The sequence below is a fragment of the Moraxella pluranimalium genome (assembly GCF_002014825.1).
Classification (GTDB): domain Bacteria; phylum Pseudomonadota; class Gammaproteobacteria; order Pseudomonadales; family Moraxellaceae; genus Moraxella; species Moraxella pluranimalium.
Window position 1 is genome coordinate 1 of record NZ_MUYU01000005.1, and the last position, 22,994, is coordinate 22,994.

Sequence of the window (22,994 nt, forward strand, 5' to 3'; positions counted from 1 at the left end):
TTAGTGTACCACTACACTTCGTCTTGGTCGTCTCATGGTTTATCCTCATTTTTATGATATTGTACCACTTATTGAGGACTGCGGGATTAGTGTACCACTACAGATTGCATTAATTACTCATACTTTCATAAATGAACATTTCGCCTCAGAACTCTTCTTTCTTTGGGATGTTGTTTGCGTAGTTGGCGAGGGACGTATACAGCCATGTGAAGAAATTATTTATGATAACGAAACGGCATTTTTTCTTGCGCTAGAATACCTGCTTGTTCAAAATTATTGTCGTTTAATAACCAATGACGGCAATAAAGAGATTAATAAGGCATTAGCCAAGATGGATGCTAAGCAGGCTTGTCAACTGCTAAAAGATGTTTGGATAGGTGAAGAGGCTATGAATAAGCTTGATGAAGAAAATGGATATCTTGGTTGGTGGTTTGTAGTACTATGCCCCTATAACATTGTCCATCGATATACTGATGAAAGCGGTGAAGAACAGTGGGTTCTTAATTGATTAGCTTAACCCCTAAGTTGGACAAAAGAATAACACTCAACATATTCAAACCCCGCCATAAAAAATATGGACATTTTTAGCGTGCTTTAGCACGGTGTACTGGTACAACCCATCACCAACAGCAGAACAAATATCAGAAAAAATGCCGGTGCAACTGTCATATATCAGTCTTCCATGATTTGGTTTAGCCTAGTCATCCCTGCCCAATGTTGGCTAAATTGATACGCCACACGCCCCGAGCGGCCGCCCCGAGTGCTTGCCCATTTGAGCGCCTCAGCTTCGATGGTGTCATCATAGCTGATACCATGCTTGGCAAGTAGATGCTTGACGATGTCTAGATACAGTGCTTGATTCATCGGATAAAACGACAGCCAAATCCCAAAGCGGTCTGATAGTGACACCGTCTCATCGATGGTCTCATAAGGATTGACTTCATCGGTTTGACCATTATAAATATTGACATTGTCTTTCATCAGCTGTGGTAGCAGATGACGGCGGTTACTGGTGGCATAGACGAGTAGGTTATTTTGTTCGCTGTCGAGTGCGCCATCGAGTACGCTTTTTAGGGTGCGATAATTCTCATCTTGGGCATTAAATGCCAAATCATCACAGTAGATGATGTAGCGATTGGGATTGCCACTTTTGGCGGCAGTTTTGATGGCTTGGCGAATTTTATCAAGGTGCAATAGGTCATCACGAGCCACTTCGATGATGCGTAGCCCCTTGTGGTGATAGGCTTTGAGTAGGGCACGAATCAGCGATGACTTGCCTGCGCCACGAGTGCCTGTCATCAGCACATGGTTGGCAGGCAGGCGAGCCAAGAACTGCTCGGTGTTGGCGATGAGTTTGTCTTTTTGGGTATCAATACCAAGCAAATCCGCCAAATCCCCACCGAAACTCACATCAATCGGCACAAGCTTACCATGCAGACCGCCCACCCAGCGATAGGCGAGCACATCAGCATCGATGCTAATAGGCTGTGTGGTACGCTCGCTTAGGTATTGGGTTAGCAGGTCAATGAGTTCATTTGGCAAAGTCATGGCATATCCTTAATCATACAAATCAAAAAATAAAAAATTGGGATACGCCATTGTACCCCAATTTTTTAGCAAATTACCATCAAATATTGCGTGTGGCAAAGGTATCGCACTGCTTAATGTCACCAGTTTCAAAGCCACGATAGAACCACTGCTTACGCTGTGCGCTCGTGCCATGCGTAAAGCTATCAGGGACGGCATGGCCTTGTGCCTTGTGCTGTAGGTAGTCATCACCGATTTTTTCGGCGGCATCCAGCGCTTCTTCGATGTCGCCTTGTTGTAGGAACTGCGTGCGTTCGTGATTGTGGCGTGCCCATAGCCCAGCAAAGCAGTCGGCTTGTAGCTCTTGGCGGACAGATAGGTTATTGGCGGTAGCCTTGCTTGCCTGTGCTTGTGCTTGGCGGACTTGGCTTGAGATGCCGAGTAGCGTCTGCACATGATGACCGACTTCGTGGGCGATGACATAGGCTTGGGCGAAGTCGCCTGCTTGGTCATTGCGAGTCAGTTCGGTGTTGTTTTGTTCACCGCCGATGTCCATTTGGGTTCTCATATCACGAAAAAATCCCGTGTCCAAATACACCTTTTGGTCAGCAGGACAATAAAACGGCCCGCTAGCAGAAGTTGCCGAACCGCACGCAGATTGCACCGCACCGCTAAATAGCACAAGGGTCGGCGCTTGATAAGTCTTGCCAAGCTGATTAAAAATCGGCGTCCAGACTTCTTCGGTATCGGCAAGCACCGTTGCCACAAATTCACGAGATTCTGCCATATCCGCCGTTTCGGTAGCGGGAGTGGTGGCAGGCGTGTTGGCATTTTGGATTTGTTGCGTGACGCCTAGCGTGGTCTCGGGGCTGATGCCAAATACTTGCCATAAAATCAGCGCAATAATCAGACCGACGATACTGATACCGCCTGCTTTTTTGGCACCGCCACCGCGTCTGTCTTCGATATTGCTACTTTGTCTGCGACCACGCCACTGCATAGATTCACCTTTTGTTGAATTTGATTTTGGAAAATGATTAAAATGGGATTATTATACGAAAAATGCCGTCGCAGATGGGTGATGGGTTACGATATTTTACAAAAGTCGCACCGTGATGGTCGGTGACGGGGATGAGCTTAGTGTGCACAAGTCGCCATATGCACCAGTGGCGACCACCAATAACCTTTGATGGCGTCAGCTTGGCTTGTATCTGATGTATGCATATTTGCCAAATCCTGCTGCTGGCTGTGATGGGAGTGATGACTGTCGTGACTGTCATGATGATGGGTGTGCGATGTATCAAATCCACCCCGATGATGACTGACCACCACTGCACACACCATAAAGGTGATGGCAATAAATATCCCAATCATTACTTTGTAAGTCTGCGAACTGTCTGTGCGTGCCATCATGCGGATGCCTTGTCATTATGAGTAGTTAGTATAAGCGGTTTGGTGGCGACTTGGCAAGCGTGATTGACTTGCAATTTTGGCACATTGGGCGTAAGATTGGCGGTATTACTGATTTTAGGAATGATTTATGCTAAAAAGTGTCATCGCCCAGCACAACCCAAATAACCTACCCATCACTCATGCGGTGATTTGGCTGCATGGCTTGGGGGCGAGCGGTCATGATTTTGAGCCGATTGTCCCCGAGCTTGGCTTGTCAGGTGATGTGGGTGTGCGATTTATTTTTCCGCACGCACCGCAGATTCCTGTGACGATCAATGGTGGCTATATCATGCCGGCGTGGTATGACATCCTTGAGATGACGCTCGATCGCAAGGTGGATGTCGCCCAAATCGCTGCATCAGCAGATGCCATCAATGTGCTGATTGATGAGCAAATCAGCGCAGGTATCGATAGCCAAAACATCATCATCGCAGGCTTTTCGCAAGGTGGGGCGGTGGCGTATCACACCGTCTTGACCAATACTCGCAAGCTTGGCGGATTGCTCGCTTTATCGACTTATTTTGCCACCAGCAATGAAATCTCAAGCGTCGGCATCAACCAAGACATCGCCGTCAAAATCGATCATGGCGACTTTGATGACATCGTCCCGCCTGTACTTGGTGCACGAGCCAAAGCATCACTTGAAACGCTTGGACTATCCCCGACGCTATCGACTTATCCAATGGCGCATCAGGTGTGCCTAGCGCAGATTAAGGCGATTGGTCAATGGATGAATGAGTTATTTGCCAAGTCTTGATTAAGCCATAACCGCTTATCAAGAATAAAAAAAGCCCAACACGCTTCCCCACCTTTTGGGCGACCGTAGTCACCCCGTGGGAGTAGTGTTGGGCTTAATTGTCATTGTATCAAATGTGATTTGATATGGCAAGTTTGAGAAGTAAGCTTTGAAAAATTGGTTAAGATGGAAAATTACAAACCGTCTGGTCGGTTTTATATTAATGATGGCAATTATCAAGCATGATTAAATTGACCATGCTGCAAAAAATGTAGCGTCTGCATCGCCACCGTCTTATCAGTCAGCAGTCCTGAATGACTGACGGGCAAAACCAAATAATCCGTCGCATGGTCAAGGGTAGTTTCGGACAGTAGCACCGTGCCGTCGTGTCGTCTATCAAGTCTATCATGCCTGCGTTGGTAGCTGTACAGCGCAAGCAATGGCACACCAAGTCCAACAGGTCGATGTCCTGCGATGACACCAATCTCAACATCACTCGGCGGTAGTGGACAAGTGCTGTCGAGTGCGCCTGTGTAGGATTGCTTAATCAGTGGTGGCAGATATTTGTGCGCAAAGTGTGCCGTCTGACTACCTTGATGTGGTGTGCCAAGCGTGACACAGCGATGAACTTGCCACATCGGATAATGCACCAAAAAATGCCGTATCACAAGGCCGCCCAAGCTATGTCCGACCAGATTGATGGGCTTGGCAGGATCATGATGCGTCAGCAGATACTCGTGCAGTCCTTGACTGTGTTTGGCGATGGGGTGATTTAGGCTTTTGTAGCCATAGCAATAGGTTGATAAGCCATGATTTTCAAGCTTTTTGGCAAGTGGTTTCATATACCACGGATTTAGATGCAGTCCGTGAATTAGGATGGTTAAGGGTGTATTCATTGATGCTATGATATTGCCTAGATGAACTGACATCATAACAAATCTATAAAATGACTATCAACCACCGCGCAAAAAAGCATACAATACATACAATAAAAAAAGACCCAAACCAGCGTTCGGATCTTTTAAGAGTTAAAATGATTTAAAATAAAGCTAAGTCATCAACTTGGTAGATTATTTACCACGATAAGTGATGCGACCTTTGCTCAAATCATAAGGGGTCATCTCAACCTTGACCTTGTCACCTGTCAAGATGCGGATGTAGTGCTTACGCATTTTGCCCGAGATGTGGGCGATGATTTCGTGTCCGTTATCTAGGCGGACTTTGAATAGGGTGTTTGGCAAAGTGTCGATTACTTCGCCTTCAAATTCGATGATGTCGTCTTTTTTTGCCATAATCTCATCAATATCGTTAAAAAATTTGGGCTATTATACTATTTTTCATCATGAAAATATAGCCTTATTTTGGTAAATTTAGCCAAAGTGGTGTCAATGGCATATCAGGCAGCAAGGATTGCAAATGCTCTGGATAATAGGCATTGATAAAATATAAGCCATCAGCCGATGCGGTCGGCGGGGCGAGTGTGCGATCTTTGGCATGAATTAGGGGTAGCAGCTCATCCACCGCCATCTCACCACGACCGATGGCAAACAGTGCGCCCATGATGTTACGCACCATATGGTGCAAAAAACCATCGGCTTGGATGTCAAGCACCAGATACGCCCCATGTGTGAATAGCTCGGCATGGCTGACTGTGCGTACAGGCTGATTGGACTGACAAGCCGCCGCACGAAAACTTGTAAAATCATGCGTACCGACCAAAAGCTTGCTTGCCTGTATCATCTTATCGATATCAAGCGGTGCATACTCATGGGTCACCTGATGGCGCAAGATGGCAGGGCGATAGGGCTGATTGAGCGTGATGTAGCGATAGCGACGCGCGATGGCGCTAAAGCGAGCATGAAAATCATCCGGCATCGGCACCATCCAGCGCAGAGCGATGTCATCGGGTAACATACTATTGACACCACGCAGCCAGTTATAGACAGGGCGATGAGCGTGTGTGGTGAAATGCGCCACCATATTGCCAGCATGGACACCAGCATCAGTGCGACCTGCGGCAATGAGCTCGATGGGTTCGTTGGCAATCTTGGATAGAGCGTTTTCGATGACGGCTTGGACGCCGATGGCATCGATTTGGCGTTGCCAGCCACGATAGTTCGTCCCGATGAACTCGATACCGACGGCATAAACCTGCGCACGGCTTTGGGCGGTTTGGGTATCTTGTGTCATGGGGTGATCGTCCAGTGTGTATCAGACAGCTTGTCATTTAGGCTAAGCCACAGCGCCTGCCCATAGATGCCCGCGATACTTAGCGTCCCTGCTGCCCAGATGCCATGCTCATATTGCCATGCGCCAGCTGCGTAGTTGCTGTTCGTACCGCCAAATGGGCACATCGTCGTGCAGATGATACGCACGCCACGAGCGATGGCATCATCGATGGCATGGATGATGGCAAGTGATGATGGCAGATTGCCTGCACCGTAGCCGATTAGGATAATGGCACACGCATTGGCGGCTGCTTGGCTGATGGACTGTGCCAAAATGTCAGTGGCATTGGGCAGGGCGTAGATGGCATGGATGTGGGTGGTGCTTGCACGGGTTTGTAAGTTGGCAAGTTCGTTGATTTTGTGTTCAATCGCTGTGCTTGGCACTGCATGATGATTGGCATTATCAAAAGTTGCCACCACACCATCAAACGCATCATGGATTTGGCTGTTGATTTTTTGGGTATTATTGGCAATTAGGCTCTTATGATAAAACTGCACATAGACACCTGTGTGCTTTGATGCCACGCCAAGCGCATCGCTAAGATTCGTCCATGCATCGCTGTCTTTATTAATCTGATAATCGACAAGCTCAGGGATAAATAACGGCTGCATACTGCCTGTAATCACAAGGCTAATATCAGGTAAATCCGCCAAAGCGTGTGCCAAAAATGCCGCCAAAAAGCTGAGCGTATCCGTCCCTGTCAATAGCACAAATCGACGCACACCAGTAGCATAAGCATCAAGGATAATGCGATAAAAATGCACAAACTCCGTCGGTGTCAAGGTGCTAGAATCTTTGATGACATCATTATCAAGCACGCGAATGTGATAATTTTGCTCAGCTAAACGCTCGGTCAAAATCGGCAAAAACACATCGGCAGGCAGGGGTGATAAGGGCGTGCCATGACTGCCAAAAGTACCGCCTGCATAAATCAGATGAATGGGTGTGGTCATAAGAATCATCAATCAAAAAAGCTTAGGCGTATTATAAAGCAAAGCCACCAAAAAAGCACATCAAATCATCGGTAAAGCCACCGCACCCACCACAAGGCGTGTCTTGGTTAAATAAAAAAACCATTTATGCCGCGATAGGACATAAATGGCTCTTGCACACGCCAAAATAGCGGTGAAACGCTCAAACTAGCTCACACTAGGCTTAGATGCGACCTTGTACGATGGCAAGCATACGGCGTAGTGGCTCAGCAGCACCCCACAGTAGTTGGTCACCAACGGTAAAGGCAGTCAGGTACTCACCGCCCATGTTCATCTTACGCAGACGACCAACGGCGACATTTAGCGTACCAGTCACAGCCACAGGCGTTAGACGCTCCATGCTTGCAGGTTTGTCATTTTCGACGACATCTAGCCAAGGGTTGTCGCTTTCACGCAGTGCCGCTTCGATTTCTTCTAGTGGGATGTCTTGGGTAAGCTTGATGGTCAGTGCTTGGCTGTGGCAACGCATCGCACCGATACGCACGCAGATACCATCGATATTGATGAGCTCATCACCTGATTTGCCAAGGATTTTATTGGTTTCGGCTTGACCTTTCCACTCTTCACGAGATTGACCGTTTTCAAGCTGACTGTCGATATAAGGAATCAGACTGCCTGCCAATACTGCACCGAAGTGCTGTTTTGGGAAGCTATCGCTACGCTGTGTATCGGCGATGGTCTTGTCAATCTCAAGGATGGCAGAAGCAGGGTCAGCAAGCTTATCAGCGACCGAATCACGCAGTACACCCATACCGCTGATTAGCTCACGCATATTGTTTGCGCCAGCGCCTGATGCGGCTTGATAAGTCATCGCTGATACCCATTCTACCCAGCCACGGCGGAATAGCTCACCGATTGCCATCAGCATTAGGCTGACGGTGCAGTTACCACCGATAAAGTCTTTTTTGCCATTGGCTAGGGCGGCATCAATCACATCACGATTGACTGGGTCTAGGATAATGATGGCGTCATCATCCATACGCAGTGAGCTAGCTGCATCAATCCAGTAGCCATTCCAACCGCTGTCACGCAGTTTGCCATGTACGGCTTTGGTGTAGTCACCGCCTTGGCAGGTGATAATGGTGTCGCATTTGGCAAGCTCGGTGATGTCATTGGCATCTTTTAGAGTGCCTGCATCCACGCCAAAATCAGGGGCTTTGCCACCAGCATTGCTCGTTGAGAAGAATACTGGGGTAATGTGTGCAAAATCCCCTTCTTCAACCATACGAGCCATCAGTACAGAACCAACCATACCGCGCCAGCCAACCAGACCAACTACCATTTTTTCTGCCATGTTAAAACTACCTTTTGCTTGGTGAAATGACCCAATCAAGACCATCACGATTGGGCGAGAATGAATAGATAACTATGCCTTGTTATGACCAAAAAATCAAGTGTTTTTATGAACTTTTGTACACTAATTTTTTGGGTTGGTTAAAACTTGTGGTTTGATATTGGCTACACAAAGCGTATCAGCACAACAAGCGTCAGCACCATCATCAGATACACACCGATAAGTAGCTTTAGCCCAAAGGCGAGTAGGGATTTTTCGTCCAATGCGCCACCGTGTTTGTTTTGGCTGGCGATGGTACAGATAAGAATAATCATAGGCATGGATGCAAATACCGCAAAGCCTGCACCGGCATTTTGGATGGCAGAAAATAACACACCTTGACCAAGACTATCACCAAGCTTGCTACTGATATCCATCAGCAGTGCATTGCCACCCAAGTTCGAACCTGTCACAAAACCGCTTAACATCGCAAACAGTGGCATCATCAGCACAAATAGCCAAATATTGTCCATACCATCAAGCATTGCCATCAGCTGTGTGATAAACCCTGCAAAATTCATCAGCTGTGCAAGCAAGATAAAAATAAACAAAGTAGCACAAGCTTTGAGCGCTTTGACAAGGGGAAATTGCACACGATGATGTCGATGGCGAACGGCAATCACCGCAATGGTCATCAAGATGGCAAGACAGGGGCTGGCAAAAAAGACAAAATTCACACCATAACCATGCAAGGTGCTTATATCAAGCAGTATAGGATAATGATTCACCAATGCTTTGATGCTGATGACAAAAGCAACCACAAGCAGATAAGGTGTCATCACTGCCAAAAAGTTCATAAAACTGTGCATTGGATTTTGTTTGGCACGGTATAACAAATAAGCACCAAACACCAAGAAATTAACAAACCCTGCAATCACTCCTGCCAATTCCACCAAGCCAAAGCGATTGGCGGTATATAGCGATATGCTAAATAATGAAATTAATAAAATGGCAAATATAATATCTTGTAGCTGTAATCCATCACCAAGCAATCGAAATGCAACCAAACAAAACAGCAATAACATCAATGGCATAAAATAAGCGGTAGTCATCCCCAAGACTGCGCTATCTATGCCAGCAATCTTTGCACCGACAAGTGTCGATAATCCAAGCGTACCCCATGAGATGGTATTCATGCTAAGCATGGATAATCGACCAGCAACATCAGCACGAAATAATGAGAATAAAATAGGAATTGCCAAAATTAGCGAAATGCCAAAGCCTGTGATAGACTCCACCGCAGGCAATAGCCCGAATAATAATAGCAGTACCTTGTGGTGTGTCTTGACAGGTAGGTTTGTCAAGAAGTGACGAATGTTCGAATTGTACTGATAACGGTCAAGTAGCGTGCCAAGTGCCAGACCGGGCAAAATCACACAAAACGCCGTCAGGGACAAAATCGTCGTATTGATCAGTGATTGCGTCATGATGGTGGTATTCATTGTTAAGTTGTCATGCCATAGTGCTAATACGGCGGCAGACAGTACGCCAATGATACCGGCGGTCGTACTACTTTTGCGTAGCACAAGCATGGTAAATAAACTGATTAAAATGGGTAATATCAAGACAACCATGTCACATCCATCATCATTAAAACAAAGAAACGGCATATCCATGATATACCGTTTCTTTGTTATCAACAATCACTAACTGCGTAACTGTCGTTTAATCCGTTTAATCTAAAGCTTAGTCTTAGGCGCATTCGATACCAAAGCCATCTGATTTTAGTGCTTTGGCGTCTTTGCCATTGGCAAAATCACGATCGCTTGCAGGGACTTGCAGGCTATCTAGATGACTTGCAAAATCACCATCATTATCCGTGATGAAGCTATTGCCCGTACAAGCATCAATGGCGACATATGCTGTCTGCGTACCTGCGCCTGTCGTACCATAGACTAGGCTGTTATAGGCGAGTAGATGGTCATCATGACCGTGAAATCCTTGAGTGTTGGCGACATATTCGCCGTCATGATACAGATAGTATTGCCCGTCTGTCGCCATTTTCATGCTGACACCACCGCCGACCGAGATGGTCAGCTGTGAAATACAGTAGGCAGCTGCAAGCGCCACAATAATCAAAGCGACAATACCGAAAGTGCGTTCTTTTAGACTGGTGGATAGCGACATAATCTTCATCCTCTTGATTGTGTGATGTATCTGATCAGCTAAGCTTTGCCAAACAACTACATCATGAAGCTATTCATTAAGACGGATCCGTTTGCTTTATAGAAATAGTATAATATAATTATACATAATTTGCAAATCTATAACAATAAATGATGGATATTTTGATATGTGATATCAAATAATAAGAGAAGGAAGTAGGGTGGTGTAAAAAAAGACAAATAAAAAAGCCTTTCTACATGAGAAAGGCTTTCTTGAATATGGCTCCCCAACCTGGGCTCGAACCAGGGACACACGGATTAACAGTCCGATGCTCTACCGACTGAGCTATTGGGGAATGTCGGTATCTTTCGCTGTTCGCTTAAGATGGTGCGTATTATAGCAGGTTATTTTGACCTGTCAACACTTTTTTGCAAAAAATTTTCGAAAAATTCGATTTTTTTTAAATCGGTGAATGCAAAAAAGAACCAAAGTACCGCTGTAAAGGGGTGACCATGAACCGTGAAGTTCAAGGCGGATAAGAGTAATGCTCATTACGGCTTCCTGATTCATCACAAGGATGCAGGCCTGCACAACAGAAACATTGAACCCAAATCCTAAAATAAGATTATCGGCTCAGGAATACGCTTCACTGGCGAGTACTTCAGTGTGCTTATTATAGCAAAAATGAGCGAATTTTTCAAGTGCTGTGCTTGAATAATATCAAGGAGCTTATTGGGCAACTATTTGATTTTAATTAATTTTTACTAAAAATGTTGCCAAGTGTTCAGGTAAATGGCTGGCAATAATGCAAAAAAATGCCCATTGAAATCTCAACAGGCATTGTGCGTTCAAGTAGCAAATTATTTGATTTTTGCTTCTTTGAATAGAACGTGCTGGCGAACTTTTGGATCAAATTTTTTGATTTCCATTTTGCCAGGCATAGTACGCTTGTTCTTGGTGGTAGTGTAGAAATAACCAGTACCAGCAGTAGAAACTAGTTTAATTTTATCTCTCATGATCGTATCCTTTAACTAATGGTATGTGGGGTCAAATTAGATTTTTTGACCTTGGGCGCGTAGGTCAGCAAGCACTTTATCGATGCCATGCTTGTCAATGATACGCATACCTTTAGATGAAACGCGTAGACGAACAAAACGGTTCTCGGACTCTACCCAAAAACGATGGTTGTGTAGGTTTGGAAGGAAACGACGGCGAGTTTTGTTGTTCGCGTGTGATACATTGTTACCCACTTGTGGGCGTTTTCCAGTCACTTGACAGACTCGAGACATGGTGAACTCCTAATCTTAGCGGCACGGATATTGAGCGGTATCAGGTGTGCCAGTCACAGCTTTGGTGCTTATTTATTTGTGGTATGGACACGGCACAAATAAAGTGTGACTTTTTATGGTTAGGCCACTCTTTGCTTACCGTTAAAGGCGACGACAATCAAGAAGTAGCAGAAAAAATTAAAGCCCGAATTATACACGAAATAAAATCACTTGACAAGTGTTTTGGCTGCTTTCAAGTGGTCGGGCGGATAAATCAAATTAAGCTTTTGGCTTGAGTGCCAGTGTCGGCATCCCAAAACCGTGCCAACCGTAGTGCATAAAGTTGCGGATATTGGCATGGTCATCGCCATCTAGTGTGCCAAGCACTGATTGATAATGCTCAGCAAATAGCGATAGGGTGTCGATTTGATTTAGACCGTGTAGCTTAGCTAGGCTAAATACTTTGGCACTGCCTTCGTTTGTGCCTGCTGGATTGACCACTTCGCCATTGCTAAATTCAACTGGCGTGTAGTGATAATTGGCTTCGATAAAAGCAATCACATCAGCGAATTTTAGGTTTTGGTTGGCGATGCCTGCTAGTAGGCGAGAGATGTCTGTTGTGCTCATACATCACCCATTAGCGGTTAAAGTAGTCGTCATCATCAAATGATGGTGGTGCAAAGTTACCGCCTTGTTCTAGGTGGCTCATGTGCATTTGCATTGAGCGTTCGTGCTGAATGCGTTGATAGATTTCTTCACGGTGGACGGCGATGTCTTTTGGGGCATTGACACCTAGGCGAACTTGGTTGCCTTTGACGCCAAGCACGGTGACGCTGACTTCGTCGCCAATCATTAGGGTTTCGCCGACACGGCGGGTTAGGATTAGCATGATAAACTCCTTAAAAACTCATCAACTCAATCGTTATTGTTAGCCTTGATATCCGTTTTATCAATCAAGTTGATTGGTGAATGGGCTGTCTAAATTTTGCCCACAAAAATGCCTAATGAGATATTATAATCTGCATTAGGCACATTGTCAGTAATTTTTCTGCCGATTTCGTTGTATTTTGTTTAACGAAATCTTTGAAAAACTCAATCAACAGTTACATTGATGGCTACTTATAGACCAGCTACTTTACTTTCGCCATCTTCACGATCCAGACCAAAGGCGGTGTGTAGCTCTTTGACCGCTTTTTCTAGGTGTTGTTCTTGGATCAGTACAGACACTTTGATTTCGCTGGTTGAGATCATTTGTAGGTTGATGTTGTTGCTTGCTAGAGTGTCAAACATTTTGCTTGCCACACCTGCGTGTGAACGCATACCGACACCGACGATTGAGACTTTGACCACATCGTTCGCACCAAAGACTTCGGTTGCGCCGATTTCGTCTTTGACACGCTCGTTTAGGATTTTTAGGGTTTTGTCAAAGTCGCCACGCTGTACAGTAAAGCTAAAATCAGTATAGCCTTCTTGTGACGCATTTTGGATAATCATATCGATTTCGATATTGGCAGCGCTGACTGGGCTTAGGATGGCTGATGCGATACCTGGGCGGTCAGGCACGCCACGCACCACGATTTTTGCTTCGTCTCGGTTGAATGCAATGCCAGAAATTACTGCACGTTCCATATCGTCTCCTTCATCAATCGTGATAAGTGTGCCTACATTTTGTTTAAAGTTATCATCATATACACCATCTGCATTGTCATCAAAGCTTGATAATACACGCAGTGGCACATGGTATTTGCCTGCAAATTCGACAGAGCGGATTTGTAGGACTTTTGAGCCTAAGCTTGCCATCTCAATCATCTCTTCAAAGGTGATTTTTGAGAGTTTTTTGGCTTTTGAAGTGACTCGTGGGTCGGTGGTATAGACGCCATCGACATCGGTGTAGATTTGGCATTCGTCAGCTTTTAGGGCGGCAGCTAGGGCAACGCCTGTAGTGTCCGAACCACCACGACCTAGTGTAGTGACATCGCCATGTTCATTGATACCCTGAAAGCCTGCAACGACCACGACACGACCAGCATTCAGTTCATTCATGATGGCATCAGTATCGATACTTTGAATACGGGCTTTGGTGTGCGTCTCATCGGTGCGAATGGCAACTTGACCGCCGGTCATTGATTTGGCTTGTACGCCGATTGACTGTAGTGCCATTGATAGTAGAGAAATCGAAACCTGCTCACCTGTGCAGACCATTTGGTCATATTCACGGCCACTCGGTTCGGTCGTAATTTCACGAGCCAAACCAATCAGTCGGTTGGTTTCGCCACTCATTGCCGAGACGACAACGACGACTTGATGACCATTGTCGTGCCAACGCTTGACGCGCTGAGCGACATTTTTGATGCGGCTGATGTTACCCATCGAAGTGCCGCCGTATTTTTGTACGATTAGTGCCATTACATTTGCCTTGTAGTCTAACCCAAATACGGGTCGGGGTGGTGCATTATCATAAAATGCTACGACAATGCCAATAAATACAACAATTTAGGCAGAAAATCCCAACTTCTGCCCAAGTTTCATCAATCTTGATGCAATACCTGCAATGTGCCAAATGGATAAAACCGACCTATTTTGGCACATTTGCAACAAATTGCATCGGATGATTTGGGATAAGCTTATGCCAAATCCGCAGTAAGCTTGGCAGTCAGTGCATCAAGCACGCTTACCAATTTATCCGATTTTGGTGCGCCGCCTTGAGCATAGTCAGGCTTGCCGCCGCCTTTACCGCCTAGCTCACCTGCCAGATGACGGATGATGTCGCCTGCTTTGAGCTTGTCTTGAGCACCTTTGGCGACGCTTGCGGTGATAGCAAGGTCATCGGTCTCGCCGACTAGGACGATGACGGCATTATTTAGGCGTGATTTGAGCGTATCGGTCAAGCCACGAATGCTCTTGCCATCGATGCCTGCGACTTTGGCGATGAGTAGCTGATAGTCACCAACGCTGATGGCGTTATCCACTAGGCTTACTGCTTGTACGCTGGCTAGCTTTTGGTTCAGCTGTTCGATTTGCTTTTCAAGTTCACGCTGTTTCTCGCTTTGGCTTGTGATGCGTGGCAAGATTTCGTTGCGCTTGGCTTTTAGGTTGTTTGCCAATGTGGTCAGGGTGCGTTCACCAGCTTGGATATAGCGTAGTGCACCCATGCCGGTCAAGGCTTCGACACGGCGGATACCAGCAGCGATACCGCTTTCTGATGTAATCTTGAACATACCGATATCGCCTGTGCGTAGGACATGGATACCACCGCACAGCTCGATAGAAAATGGCGTTTTGTCCGCTTTTTCGCCCATTGTCAGTACACGCACAGTTTCGCCATATTTTTCGCCAAATAGCGCCATCGCGCCTTTTTTCATCGCGCTATCGATGTCCATGTGCTCGATGCTGACTGCGGTGTTCTTTTGGATTTGTTCATTGACCAAGCGTTCGACTTGCGCCAATTCATCCGCTGAGATGCTACCATCGTATGAGAAGTCAAAGCGTAGCACTTCGCTTGAGACCAATGAGCCTTTTTGGGCGACGCCATCACCAAGCACAGTGCGTAGCGCAGCGTGCAGTAGGTGGGTGGCTGAGTGGTTCTTGGCGGATGCAGCACGCACATCAAAGATCACTTGAGCGCTAGCCGCCTGTTTCGCCGTGATTTGACCCATTTTCACTGTGCCATGATGGATAATGGCTTGACCTGATTTTTTGGTGTCTTCGACAGCAAACACACCTGTCTCGGTGCTGATTTCGCCTGTTTCACCGACTTGGCCACCACCTTCGGCATAAAATGGCGTCGCAGTCAGGACAATCACGCCTGTATCGCCTTCAGCAAGCGTTTGTACTTCTTTGCCATCTTGGTATAGACCCACGATATCAGTGTCAGCGGCTAGGCTATCATAACCCAAGAACTGTGTTGGGGTGTCCACCTTGATGGCAGCTGAATAATCGACATCAAATTTACCCGCATCACGAGCACGCTCACGCTGTGCCTGCATATGCGTCTCAAAGCCTTCTTCGTCAATGCTAATATCACGCTCACGAGCGATGTCAGCGGTCAAATCGACAGGGAAACCATAAGTATCATATAGCTTGAACACAGTTTCGCCATCTAGCGTATCGCCGTTATTAAGCTTCTCAAGCTCGCCTGAGAGTAGGCGTAGGCCTTGAGCTAGGGTTTTGGCGAATTGCTCTTCTTCTTTTTGGATGACGACTTGGACTTCATTCAGCTTTTCGTTCAGCTGTGGGTAGGCTGCACCCATCTCGGCTGCCAAAGCAGGCACCATTTGATAAAAGAATACGCCGTCAGCACCAAGCTTATTACCATGACGCACAGCACGGCGGATGATACGGCGTAGCACATAGCCACGACCTTCGTTGCTTGGGCGTACACCATCAGCGATTAGGAACGACACTGCACGGATATGGTCGGCGATGACCTTAAGTGATGGCTGGTCTTGGTTTTCGATGCCAAGTAGCTTGGCGGCGGCATTCATCAGATTGACAAAGACATCCACTTCGTAGTTGCCGTGTACGCCTTGCATGATGGCGCTGATACGCTCAAGACCCATACCGGTATCGACCGATGGCTTTGGCAGAGCTTCCATCGTACCGTCTTTTTGGCGGTTGAACTGCATAAAGACGCAGTTCCACACTTCGATATAGCGGTCGCCATCTTCTTCTGGTGTGCCTGGCAGACCGCCTTCGATGTGGTCGCCGTGGTCATAAAAAATCTCAGTGCATGGACCGCATGGGCCAGTATCGCCCATCATCCAGAAGTTGTCCGATTGATACGCACCGCCTTTGTTATCACCGATACGGATGATGCGCTCAGGTGCAAGTCCGATGTCTTTGTGCCAAATATCAAAGGCTTCATCATCGGTCTCATAGATGGTGACATATAGGCGGTCTTTTGGCAGGGCAAGCCAATCTTCTGAAGTCAAAAACTCCCACGCATAAGCGATGGCGTTCGCCTTAAAATAATCACCAAAAGAGAAGTTGCCAAGCATCTCAAAGAAGGTGTGATGGCGTGCTGTATAGCCGACATTATCAAGGTCATTGTGCTTACCGCCTGCACGCACGCATTTTTGGGAAGTGACGGCACGCACATAATCACGCTTTTCTAGACCTAGAAAAGTATCTTTGAATTGGTTCATCCCTGCGTTGGTAAACAGCAAGGTTGGGTCATTGTGCGGGATTAGGCTTGATGATGGTACATGGGTGTGATTTTTACTAACAAAAAAATCAATAAAAGCTTGACGAACTTCGTTCAATGTCATGGTTTTCATAAAAAAATCCTTTGCCGAATGTTGGCGAATTTAGATTTTGCAGTTTTTGCATCATAAAAGGGTGGTGGCTTAGCAAATTGCCAACCAAAAACGCTTAATTTTAGCATAAAAATTGGTAAATAACAGGCAATTCATTCAAAATTACTCAAATTTTTGATTAAATAATCAAACCCACAAAATTTTTATGGAAATTTTTGTAAAAGTACTTAACATTTGTGCAAAAAAGGTGTATAACTATAGTATTCCACACAATCAATGGGGTGTTAAGATGAATTTACCATTATTTAGTGCTATTTTTTCGATTGCGTTCACTGTGATTATTGGGATTTTGATGATTATTGCCTTTGTGACAGGCTTTGATAAAGCGATGTATATTGCCGGCGCAATCGTCGTCGGTGCAGTGATTAGCTTGCCTGTGGCGGTGGTTGTCACCAAAAAGATCAGTGCCTTGACTGGTGGCAAAAACTGATTAAGTTTGACACAAAAAAATTAACCGCATTAGCCATTTAATGTTAATGCGGTTTTTTATGTTAAAGCGATACCAAAGTGGTGCATTGCATATAGCAAAAAATAGCGACCGTTATTAGTCGCTATTTTGTGTTACATAAAGGATTATTTTAAATCATTATTTCAAATAATCTTTTAACGCACGGGCTTGCGCTTCGGCATTACCTGTATAAGTCGCAGGGGTCATGACAGCTAGGCGTTCACGGTCGGCTGCTGGCACGGTTGCCAATTCATCACCATTGACGAAGTTTACCATCATCTCACGAGTCATCGCCTGACCACGAGTTAGGGCTTTGAGTTTTTCGTATGGTTTTTCGACATTATAACGACGCATCACGGTTTGGATTGGCTCGGCAAGCACTTCTTGAGCATTATCAAGGTCTTCTGCCAAGCGGTCGGCATTCAGCTCAAGCTTACCAATACCTTTTAGGCAGGCATCAAAAGCAATCAAGCTTTGGGCAAAGCCAACGCCCATATTGCGCAGCACTGTTGAATCGGTCAAATCACGCTGCCAGCGAGAGATTGGTAGTTTTTCGCCTAAATGAGCCAATACGGCATTGGCAATGCCTAGATTACCTTCTGAATTTTCAAAATCAATCGGATTGACTTTGTGCGGCATGGTTGATGAACCAACTTCACCTTCTTTTAGTTTTTGTTTGAAATAACCCAGTGAAATATAACCCCAAACATCACGGTTAAAGTCAATCAAAATGGTGTTAAAACGACGCAAGGCATCAAACATCTCTGCCATATAGTCGTGCGGCTCAATCTGTGTGGTATATGGGTTAAAGGTCAAACCAAGGCTTTCTACAAATGCTTTTGAGTGCTTTGGCCAATCAATGGTAGGATAAGCAGACAGATGAGCGTTGTAGTTACCGACCGCGCCGTTAATTTTACCTAATAATTCTACTGCCTTGAACTGCTGAACTTGACGATGTAGGCGATAAGCGACATTCGCCATTTCTTTACCCAAAGTGGTTGGGCTGGCGGTTTGGCCATGTGTACGAGACAGCATTGGTTGACCTGCGTGTTTGTCAGCAAGAGCGGCGATTTCATCGACGATTTTTTGCATACTTGCCACAAGCACATCACGACCAGATTTGAGCATCAAGGCGTGCGATAGGTTGTTGATGTCTTCTGAAGTACAGGCAAAATGGATAAATTCACCGGCATTGGCAAGCTCTGCGATATCGGCAATTTGTTCTTTTAGGAAATATTCAACCGCTTTGACATCGTGGTTGGTGGTGCGTTCGATTTCTTTGATGCGCTCGGCGTCGCTTTCAGAAAAATTCGCCACAATCGCATCAAGGCGAGCATTGGTCTCTGCTGAAAATGGGGCGATTTCACCAATCTCTGGGTGATTGGCTAGGGCTTGTAGCCAGCGAACTTCCACAGTGACACGAGCGTGAATCAGACCAAATTCAGACAAAAAAGGGCGAAGTGCATCGACTTTTGATGCATAGCGACCGTCAAGGGGTGATAGGGCGGTAAGGGTAGATAGGGTCATGGGCAATCCTTAAAATCATCAAGAAAAAGAGCTTGGCGTATTATAACAAAAGTTTACACAGTTTTGGGGATTTGTGGTCAAAAAGTGGCTGTGTTGCACAAATTTTATGAATTGTTAGCAGGTTTGACTTAGCTTGTGTTGATGGGGCGGTAATTTTTATTACTTAGTAAATGAGTATGTATGGCAGGTAGAGTAATGTGTATATGGGTTAATTTTGTTCTTGAATGTGGGATGCAAATGGGATTATAATTGCGGGCATAACTTTTTTTGGCAAAAGGAATGAATATATGAAATACGGATGTCTTGCAATTGCTATTAGTGTGGTGTTGGCGGGCTGTGCCACGACCCAAAACGTCAAGCCTGAGGATGAAGCCAAAATACGCCAAAAGCAAAGCAATTATGAAAAGAACGCCTTTAAGGTTAAGCATCAAAATCAGCTGGCTACAAATACAGGTGGTATTGAGCTGATTTTGCGAGATAGGGTACCCGCTACAGAACCAAACCTAACCATCGTACAACGGCGTAGAACTGCAGCATTGAGCGCTTTGGTAACGGTGGGCGTGCTTGCCACAGGTGGCACTTATGCACCGCAAGGCTTTTCAAAAGATGAATTAAAGGGTAAGGTGTTAGAACCTACATTCCCCAATCCTATTTTGGATGTCGCCAAGCCTGCTTTTGAAAACTGGCTCATTGCTCATCATGATGGACTAGCTCCAGCTCACCAGCCTTTAACCAAAGTAACAGTCACCGCTCAAAGATTTGCGTTAATTTATCCAAAATTGGTTGGTAAAGAAAGTTATGAGCTCAATAACGAGCTTTATGTAACCTTTCAAAACAGCTGGAATAATGATAAGGCTTATGGATATTTATGTGACATCAAGTCAGCACCAAAAACGCTAGAGCAGTGGCAAGCCAATAACTATGCGGCTGTATCACAAGCTGTGGCAGACAATACCCAAACCTGTCTAAAGGAGCTTGAAGGTCAGGCTGGTAAGATTTATCAGCATTTATCAAAATAATAGATGCTGATAAATATGATAAATAGTGCAGACGCCCCGATTATTTGGATGGTTTCTTAAATATGGGGCGTACGCTAGATTGATTAGCCTTTATTAGTCTTAATGCGACTTTTTAGCTACCTACTTTTGCATTGCACCAATCAATCACACCACCGCCCAAGCACACATCACCATCATAAAAGACGACAGATTGCCCCAAAGTCACGGCTCGTTGTGGCTCATCAAACACCACTTTGACTTTATCGTCATCATGATATACGGTGCAAGTTTGGTCAGGTTGGCGATAGCGAGTTTTGGCGGTCAATCTCGCCCCATCGGCAGGCGGTGCAACCACCCAATCCAGCTTATAAGCGGTGAGTTCGGTGGACATCAGATAGGGATGTTCATGCCCTTGACCGACGATTAGGCGGTTATTGTCAAGGTCTTTATGTAGGACAAACCAAGGCTCTTCAGGGCGACCCGATACCCCGCCAATGCCAATCCCGCCACGCTGACCGATGGTATAGTACATAAGACCATCGTGCTTGCCGATACGCACGCCATCATCGGTATAGATGTCGCCTTGTTTAGCGGGTAGATAAGTTTGTAAAAAGTCTTTGAACTTACGCTCACCAATAAAGCAAATGCCTGTGCTGTCTTTTTTCTTGGCAGTGGCAAGATTGCACTTTTCGGCAATGGCACGCACGGCAGGCTTTTCAAGTTCGCCCACAGGAAATAGGGTGCGAGCGATTTTATCCCCACTGACCGCGTGCAAAAAATAGCTTTGGTCTTTGTTGCCATCAAGCCCACGAAGTAGCTCTGCCTTGCCATCTACAGCAAAGCCACGGCGAGCATAATGCCCTGTGGCGATAAAATCCGCCCCTAAGGTGAGTGCATAATCCAAAAAGGCTTTGAATTTAACTTCTTTATTGCACAAAATATCAGGGTTGGGCGTGCGACCTGCGCCATATTCTGCCAAAAAATGCTCAAATACTCTGTCCCAATATTCCATCGCAAAATTGGCGGTATGTAGGTGAATATCAATGCTATCGGCAACGGCTTGGGCATCTGCTAGGTCTTCAAGAGCGGTGCAGTATTCGGTGCCGTCGTCTTCTTCCCAATTTTTCATAAACAAGCCTTCAACGGCAAAGCCTGCTTCTTTTAAAAGTACGGCAGAGACGGAGCTATCAACACCGCCAGACATACCGACGATGACTTTGATGTCTTTGGGTGCTTTGCCAAGTGTGCTTGCGACATCAGCTAGGGTAAAGGGTGTGGTCATAGTTTTTCTTAAATTAATGATGATAAAAAGCGGATGTTAAATTCAAATGCTCAACAAAAGGCTGAAAATCTCTATCACAAAAAAGCAAGGGTAAATTATGCAAAATACAAAAGCCTGCAATCATAACATCATTGCTTTTGCGGATGGTGATACCTTTTGTGCGAAGTGTGCGATAAAACTGTGCGTAGCTTAAGGCATTTTGTTTGCCTAAAATCTCAAAACAGGGCAATAATTCTAGATATGTTTTGGCTTGTTCATATTCTTTTGGATTGCGGAAACCTTGTAGTATTTCCATTAAAATCACATCAAAAATCGCTATTTGTGAAAATTGCAAGTGATTGTCCAAGGTTTCAGTCTGTGGTGTTTGGCGACCATTAAAATAGTCAATCCAAACACTGGTATCAACGGCAATCATACGCTTGTCCCATGAGAATTATCACGCAGTTGAGCCAAATCCCCATCCCAAGACAGCTTACCACGCAATGCACGCAAGTTTTGCTGGGCGTGATGAGCAATCAAAAGCCTTAAGCCTTGCTCAATCACATCGCTTTGACTATCCAGTCCAGTGCTTTTCATGGCTTGCTCAATCAAGCCATCATCAATCATAACAGAACCAATTTGCATAAGCTATCCTTAGGGTGTTTTGGTCATTATACCAAATTCCCACTTATTTTGTGCTATAATCCATCATTTCAAGAGATAAAAGGTGGATTATGCTAAGAATTGGTCAGGGCTTGGATGTGCACGCATTTACCGATGGCGACTTTGTGACGCTTGGTGGTATCCAAATTCCCCATACGCACGGCATCAAGGCACATTCTGATGGCGATGTACTACTTCATGCCTTGTGCGATGCGCTACTTGGGGCGTTGGCACTCGGTGACATTGGTCAGCATTTTCCTGATACTGATGATGCCTACAAGGGAGCGGATAGCAAGGTGTTGCTTAATCATGTCTATAGCTTGGTCAAATCAAAAGGTTATCAGCTTATCAATGCCGACATGACCGTGATTTGCGAAGCGCCTAAGCTATCACCGCATAATCTTGCCATGCGTGAGTGTATCGCAGGCGTGCTTGGCGTAAGTGTGGATTGTATCAGTATCAAAGCCACTACCAATGAAAAAATGGGCTATCTGGGGCGAAAAGAAGGGATTTTTGCCAGTAGTGTGGTGCTACTTCAAAAGATGAATGGTTAAAAGGATTTTATATGAGCCATCAAAACCCTGCGTTATTGTTGATAGATTTGCAACAAGGTTTTGCTGATGAAGCGCATTGGGGTGGTAATCGCAATAATCCTGATGCCGAACAAATCTGCCTTAAATTATTAACCCATTGGCGGACGCACAAACTGCCAATTTTTCATATTCGCCACAACTCCACCGAGCCCAATTCACCGCTAAACCCCAAGCGCGCAGGCTTTGCCTTTATGCCAGCGACTGCACCGATGGCGGATGAATGTGTGATTGATAAGATGGTGAACAGTGCATTTATCGGCACAAATTTGCAAAGCCTGTTAAATCATGCAGGTATTGACACGCTTGTCTTGGCAGGGCTGACAACCAATCACTGTGTATCCACCACCGCACGCATGGCGGGCAATTTGGGCTTTACCACCTTTGTGGTATCGGACGCTACGGCGACTTTTGATAGAATGAGTGCAATGGGCGAGCGCTTTGACAGTCAGCTTGTGCATGACATCAGCCTTGCGAATTTGCACGGTGAATTTGCCACAGTGTTAAAAAGCGATGAGATTTTGGCGATGGTGGGGTGATTGCTGATGG

General features: G+C 45.7%; 25 protein-coding genes, 1 tRNA gene, 1 other RNA gene and 1 pseudogene. 6 read left to right on the forward strand and 22 right to left on the reverse strand.

What is annotated here, in order from left to right:
- Positions 1-34 precede the first annotated feature (34 nt).
- The gene (locus tag B0680_RS00560) at positions 35-508 is read left to right on the forward strand and encodes a hypothetical protein (protein WP_078253112.1); all 474 of its coding nucleotides are present in this window, start codon (positions 35-37) and stop codon (positions 506-508) included.
- Between the two features lie 164 nt (positions 509-672).
- Here the strand turns inward: B0680_RS00560 and B0680_RS00565 are convergent, their stop codons facing one another.
- The 3 genes from B0680_RS00565 to B0680_RS00575 form a co-directional block, all read right to left on the reverse strand.
- Positions 673-1,548 carry an ATP-binding protein gene (locus B0680_RS00565; protein WP_078253113.1) on the reverse strand — a complete coding sequence of 292 codons (876 nt, stop codon included), beginning with the start codon at positions 1,546-1,548 and terminating at the stop codon, positions 673-675.
- A 79-nt stretch (positions 1,549-1,627) separates the two neighbouring features.
- Positions 1,628-2,527, reverse strand: a complete 900-nt coding sequence (gene ypfJ, locus B0680_RS00570; RefSeq protein WP_078253114.1) for a KPN_02809 family neutral zinc metallopeptidase — start codon at positions 2,525-2,527, stop codon at positions 1,628-1,630.
- A gap of 137 nt (positions 2,528-2,664) precedes the next feature.
- Complete coding sequence (locus B0680_RS00575) at positions 2,665-2,937, reverse strand: hypothetical protein (protein WP_143821316.1); 273 nt, start codon at positions 2,935-2,937, stop codon at positions 2,665-2,667.
- Positions 2,938-3,067: 130 nt separating this feature from the next.
- Here B0680_RS00575 and B0680_RS00580 point away from each other — a divergent pair, with 130 nt between their 5' ends.
- A complete protein-coding gene (locus tag B0680_RS00580; protein ID WP_078253116.1) occupies positions 3,068-3,736 on the forward strand; it encodes an alpha/beta hydrolase in 669 nt (222 codons plus the stop codon).
- A 215-nt stretch (positions 3,737-3,951) separates the two neighbouring features.
- On the opposite strand, the gene B0680_RS00585 is transcribed toward B0680_RS00580, so the two are convergent.
- The 15 genes and pseudogenes from B0680_RS00585 to alaS form a co-directional block, all read right to left on the reverse strand.
- Positions 3,952-4,611 carry a lipase family alpha/beta hydrolase gene (locus B0680_RS00585; RefSeq protein ID WP_078253117.1) on the reverse strand — a complete coding sequence of 220 codons (660 nt, stop codon included), beginning with the start codon at positions 4,609-4,611 and terminating at the stop codon, positions 3,952-3,954.
- 174 nt (positions 4,612-4,785) lie between these two features.
- Positions 4,786-5,007: a translation initiation factor IF-1 gene (gene infA, locus B0680_RS00590; protein ID WP_029102801.1), complete on the reverse strand. Its 222-nt coding sequence runs from the start codon at positions 5,005-5,007 to the stop codon at positions 4,786-4,788.
- Between the two features lie 64 nt (positions 5,008-5,071).
- Entirely contained in the window at positions 5,072-5,905 is an 834-nt protein-coding gene (gene truA, locus B0680_RS00595) for a tRNA pseudouridine(38-40) synthase TruA (RefSeq protein WP_078253118.1), read from the reverse strand.
- Positions 5,902-6,897: an asparaginase domain-containing protein gene (locus B0680_RS00600; protein ID WP_228143723.1), complete on the reverse strand. Its 996-nt coding sequence runs from the start codon at positions 6,895-6,897 to the stop codon at positions 5,902-5,904. Before B0680_RS00600 ends, truA begins: the two co-directional genes overlap by 4 nt.
- Positions 6,898-7,099: 202 nt before the next feature.
- Positions 7,100-8,218, reverse strand: a complete 1,119-nt coding sequence (gene asd, locus B0680_RS00605) for an aspartate-semialdehyde dehydrogenase (protein ID WP_078253224.1) — start codon at positions 8,216-8,218, stop codon at positions 7,100-7,102.
- Between the two features lie 176 nt (positions 8,219-8,394).
- On the reverse strand, positions 8,395-9,843 hold the full coding sequence (locus B0680_RS00610) for an L-lactate permease (protein ID WP_158078280.1): 1,449 nt from the start codon (positions 9,841-9,843) through the stop codon (positions 8,395-8,397).
- Positions 9,844-9,961: 118 nt separating this feature from the next.
- Positions 9,962-10,396 (reverse strand): hypothetical protein, encoded by a 435-nt coding sequence (locus B0680_RS00615; protein WP_143821317.1) that lies wholly within the window; start codon positions 10,394-10,396, stop codon positions 9,962-9,964.
- Positions 10,397-10,654: 258 nt separating this feature from the next.
- A tRNA-Asn gene (locus B0680_RS00620) sits at positions 10,655-10,730 on the reverse strand.
- 123 nt (positions 10,731-10,853) lie between these two features.
- Positions 10,854-11,046: non-coding RNA, 6S RNA (gene ssrS, locus B0680_RS00625), on the reverse strand.
- Between the two features lie 189 nt (positions 11,047-11,235).
- Positions 11,236-11,391 carry a 50S ribosomal protein L33 gene (gene rpmG, locus B0680_RS00630; RefSeq protein WP_078253122.1) on the reverse strand — a complete coding sequence of 52 codons (156 nt, stop codon included), beginning with the start codon at positions 11,389-11,391 and terminating at the stop codon, positions 11,236-11,238.
- Between the two features lie 36 nt (positions 11,392-11,427).
- On the reverse strand, positions 11,428-11,664 hold the full coding sequence (gene rpmB, locus B0680_RS00635) for a 50S ribosomal protein L28 (RefSeq protein ID WP_076554403.1): 237 nt from the start codon (positions 11,662-11,664) through the stop codon (positions 11,428-11,430).
- Between the two features lie 258 nt (positions 11,665-11,922).
- Complete coding sequence (locus B0680_RS00645) at positions 11,923-12,270, reverse strand: HopJ type III effector protein (protein ID WP_078253124.1); 348 nt, start codon at positions 12,268-12,270, stop codon at positions 11,923-11,925.
- A gap of 94 nt (positions 12,271-12,364) precedes the next feature.
- Positions 12,365-12,532 (reverse strand): annotated as a pseudogene (gene csrA / locus B0680_RS00650) (carbon storage regulator CsrA); the annotation flags it as partial.
- Between the two features lie 230 nt (positions 12,533-12,762).
- Complete coding sequence (locus B0680_RS00655) at positions 12,763-14,049, reverse strand: aspartate kinase (protein WP_078253125.1); 1,287 nt, start codon at positions 14,047-14,049, stop codon at positions 12,763-12,765.
- 218 nt (positions 14,050-14,267) lie between these two features.
- Positions 14,268-16,919, reverse strand: coding sequence for an alanine--tRNA ligase (gene alaS / locus B0680_RS00660; RefSeq protein WP_078253126.1), 2,652 nt, complete (start codon positions 16,917-16,919; stop codon positions 14,268-14,270).
- A gap of 268 nt (positions 16,920-17,187) precedes the next feature.
- Here alaS and B0680_RS00665 point away from each other — a divergent pair, with 268 nt between their 5' ends.
- Positions 17,188-17,388: a hypothetical protein gene (locus B0680_RS00665; RefSeq protein WP_078253127.1), complete on the forward strand. Its 201-nt coding sequence runs from the start codon at positions 17,188-17,190 to the stop codon at positions 17,386-17,388.
- Positions 17,389-17,544: 156 nt separating this feature from the next.
- Here the strand turns inward: B0680_RS00665 and purB are convergent, their stop codons facing one another.
- Complete coding sequence (gene purB, locus B0680_RS00670; protein WP_078253128.1) at positions 17,545-18,933, reverse strand: adenylosuccinate lyase; 1,389 nt, start codon at positions 18,931-18,933, stop codon at positions 17,545-17,547.
- A 224-nt stretch (positions 18,934-19,157) separates the two neighbouring features.
- On the opposite strand from purB, the gene B0680_RS00675 reads away from it, so the two are divergent.
- Positions 19,158-19,952 (forward strand): hypothetical protein, encoded by a 795-nt coding sequence (locus B0680_RS00675; protein ID WP_143821318.1) that lies wholly within the window; start codon positions 19,158-19,160, stop codon positions 19,950-19,952.
- 112 nt (positions 19,953-20,064) lie between these two features.
- Here the strand turns inward: B0680_RS00675 and mnmA are convergent, their stop codons facing one another.
- Genes mnmA through B0680_RS00690 form a run of 3 tightly spaced genes read right to left on the reverse strand, consistent with a single transcriptional unit; the run spans position 20,065 to position 21,837 of the window.
- Positions 20,065-21,213 (reverse strand): tRNA 2-thiouridine(34) synthase MnmA, encoded by a 1,149-nt coding sequence (gene mnmA, locus B0680_RS00680; protein ID WP_078253130.1) that lies wholly within the window; start codon positions 21,211-21,213, stop codon positions 20,065-20,067.
- A 13-nt stretch (positions 21,214-21,226) separates the two neighbouring features.
- The gene (gene vapC, locus B0680_RS00685) at positions 21,227-21,628 is read right to left on the reverse strand and encodes a type II toxin-antitoxin system VapC family toxin (RefSeq protein WP_078253131.1); all 402 of its coding nucleotides are present in this window, start codon (positions 21,626-21,628) and stop codon (positions 21,227-21,229) included.
- Entirely contained in the window at positions 21,625-21,837 is a 213-nt protein-coding gene (locus tag B0680_RS00690) for a type II toxin-antitoxin system VapB family antitoxin (RefSeq protein ID WP_078253132.1), read from the reverse strand. The genes vapC and B0680_RS00690 overlap by 4 nt, the downstream gene beginning before the upstream one ends.
- Before the next feature lie 89 nt (positions 21,838-21,926).
- On the opposite strand from B0680_RS00690, the gene ispF reads away from it, so the two are divergent.
- Both ispF and B0680_RS00700 read left to right on the forward strand, forming a co-directional pair.
- Positions 21,927-22,409, forward strand: a complete 483-nt coding sequence (gene ispF, locus B0680_RS00695; RefSeq protein ID WP_078253133.1) for a 2-C-methyl-D-erythritol 2,4-cyclodiphosphate synthase — start codon at positions 21,927-21,929, stop codon at positions 22,407-22,409.
- A gap of 11 nt (positions 22,410-22,420) precedes the next feature.
- Complete coding sequence (locus tag B0680_RS00700) at positions 22,421-22,984, forward strand: cysteine hydrolase family protein (protein WP_078253134.1); 564 nt, start codon at positions 22,421-22,423, stop codon at positions 22,982-22,984.
- Positions 22,985-22,994 lie beyond the last annotated feature (10 nt).

What these genes read in the sequence shown, in the direction of transcription:
- B0680_RS00560 (WP_078253112.1), top strand. Translation starts at nt 35, where the DNA reads ATGGTTTATCCTCATTTTTATGATATTGTACCACTTATTGAGGACTGC.
- B0680_RS00565 (WP_078253113.1), bottom strand. Translation starts at nt 1,548, where the DNA reads ATGACTTTGCCAAATGAACTCATTGACCTGCTAACCCAATACCTAAGC.
- ypfJ (WP_078253114.1), bottom strand. Translation starts at nt 2,527, where the DNA reads ATGCAGTGGCGTGGTCGCAGACAAAGTAGCAATATCGAAGACAGACGC.
- B0680_RS00575 (WP_143821316.1), bottom strand. Translation starts at nt 2,937, where the DNA reads ATGGCACGCACAGACAGTTCGCAGACTTACAAAGTAATGATTGGGATA.
- B0680_RS00580 (WP_078253116.1), top strand. Translation starts at nt 3,068, where the DNA reads ATGCTAAAAAGTGTCATCGCCCAGCACAACCCAAATAACCTACCCATC.
- B0680_RS00585 (WP_078253117.1), bottom strand. Translation starts at nt 4,611, where the DNA reads ATGAATACACCCTTAACCATCCTAATTCACGGACTGCATCTAAATCCG.
- infA (WP_029102801.1), bottom strand. Translation starts at nt 5,007, where the DNA reads ATGGCAAAAAAAGACGACATCATCGAATTTGAAGGCGAAGTAATCGAC.
- truA (WP_078253118.1), bottom strand. Translation starts at nt 5,905, where the DNA reads ATGACACAAGATACCCAAACCGCCCAAAGCCGTGCGCAGGTTTATGCC.
- B0680_RS00600 (WP_228143723.1), bottom strand. Translation starts at nt 6,897, where the DNA reads ATGACCACACCCATTCATCTGATTTATGCAGGCGGTACTTTTGGCAGT.
- asd (WP_078253224.1), bottom strand. Translation starts at nt 8,218, where the DNA reads ATGGTAGTTGGTCTGGTTGGCTGGCGCGGTATGGTTGGTTCTGTACTG.
- B0680_RS00610 (WP_158078280.1), bottom strand. Translation starts at nt 9,843, where the DNA reads ATGGTTGTCTTGATATTACCCATTTTAATCAGTTTATTTACCATGCTT.
- B0680_RS00615 (WP_143821317.1), bottom strand. Translation starts at nt 10,396, where the DNA reads ATGTCGCTATCCACCAGTCTAAAAGAACGCACTTTCGGTATTGTCGCT.
- rpmG (WP_078253122.1), bottom strand. Translation starts at nt 11,391, where the DNA reads ATGAGAGATAAAATTAAACTAGTTTCTACTGCTGGTACTGGTTATTTC.
- rpmB (WP_076554403.1), bottom strand. Translation starts at nt 11,664, where the DNA reads ATGTCTCGAGTCTGTCAAGTGACTGGAAAACGCCCACAAGTGGGTAAC.
- B0680_RS00645 (WP_078253124.1), bottom strand. Translation starts at nt 12,270, where the DNA reads ATGAGCACAACAGACATCTCTCGCCTACTAGCAGGCATCGCCAACCAA.
- B0680_RS00655 (WP_078253125.1), bottom strand. Translation starts at nt 14,049, where the DNA reads ATGGCACTAATCGTACAAAAATACGGCGGCACTTCGATGGGTAACATC.
- alaS (WP_078253126.1), bottom strand. Translation starts at nt 16,919, where the DNA reads ATGAAAACCATGACATTGAACGAAGTTCGTCAAGCTTTTATTGATTTT.
- B0680_RS00665 (WP_078253127.1), top strand. Translation starts at nt 17,188, where the DNA reads ATGAATTTACCATTATTTAGTGCTATTTTTTCGATTGCGTTCACTGTG.
- purB (WP_078253128.1), bottom strand. Translation starts at nt 18,933, where the DNA reads ATGACCCTATCTACCCTTACCGCCCTATCACCCCTTGACGGTCGCTAT.
- B0680_RS00675 (WP_143821318.1), top strand. Translation starts at nt 19,158, where the DNA reads ATGTGGGATGCAAATGGGATTATAATTGCGGGCATAACTTTTTTTGGC.
- mnmA (WP_078253130.1), bottom strand. Translation starts at nt 21,213, where the DNA reads ATGACCACACCCTTTACCCTAGCTGATGTCGCAAGCACACTTGGCAAA.
- vapC (WP_078253131.1), bottom strand. Translation starts at nt 21,628, where the DNA reads ATGATTGCCGTTGATACCAGTGTTTGGATTGACTATTTTAATGGTCGC.
- B0680_RS00690 (WP_078253132.1), bottom strand. Translation starts at nt 21,837, where the DNA reads ATGCAAATTGGTTCTGTTATGATTGATGATGGCTTGATTGAGCAAGCC.
- ispF (WP_078253133.1), top strand. Translation starts at nt 21,927, where the DNA reads ATGCTAAGAATTGGTCAGGGCTTGGATGTGCACGCATTTACCGATGGC.
- B0680_RS00700 (WP_078253134.1), top strand. Translation starts at nt 22,421, where the DNA reads ATGAGCCATCAAAACCCTGCGTTATTGTTGATAGATTTGCAACAAGGT.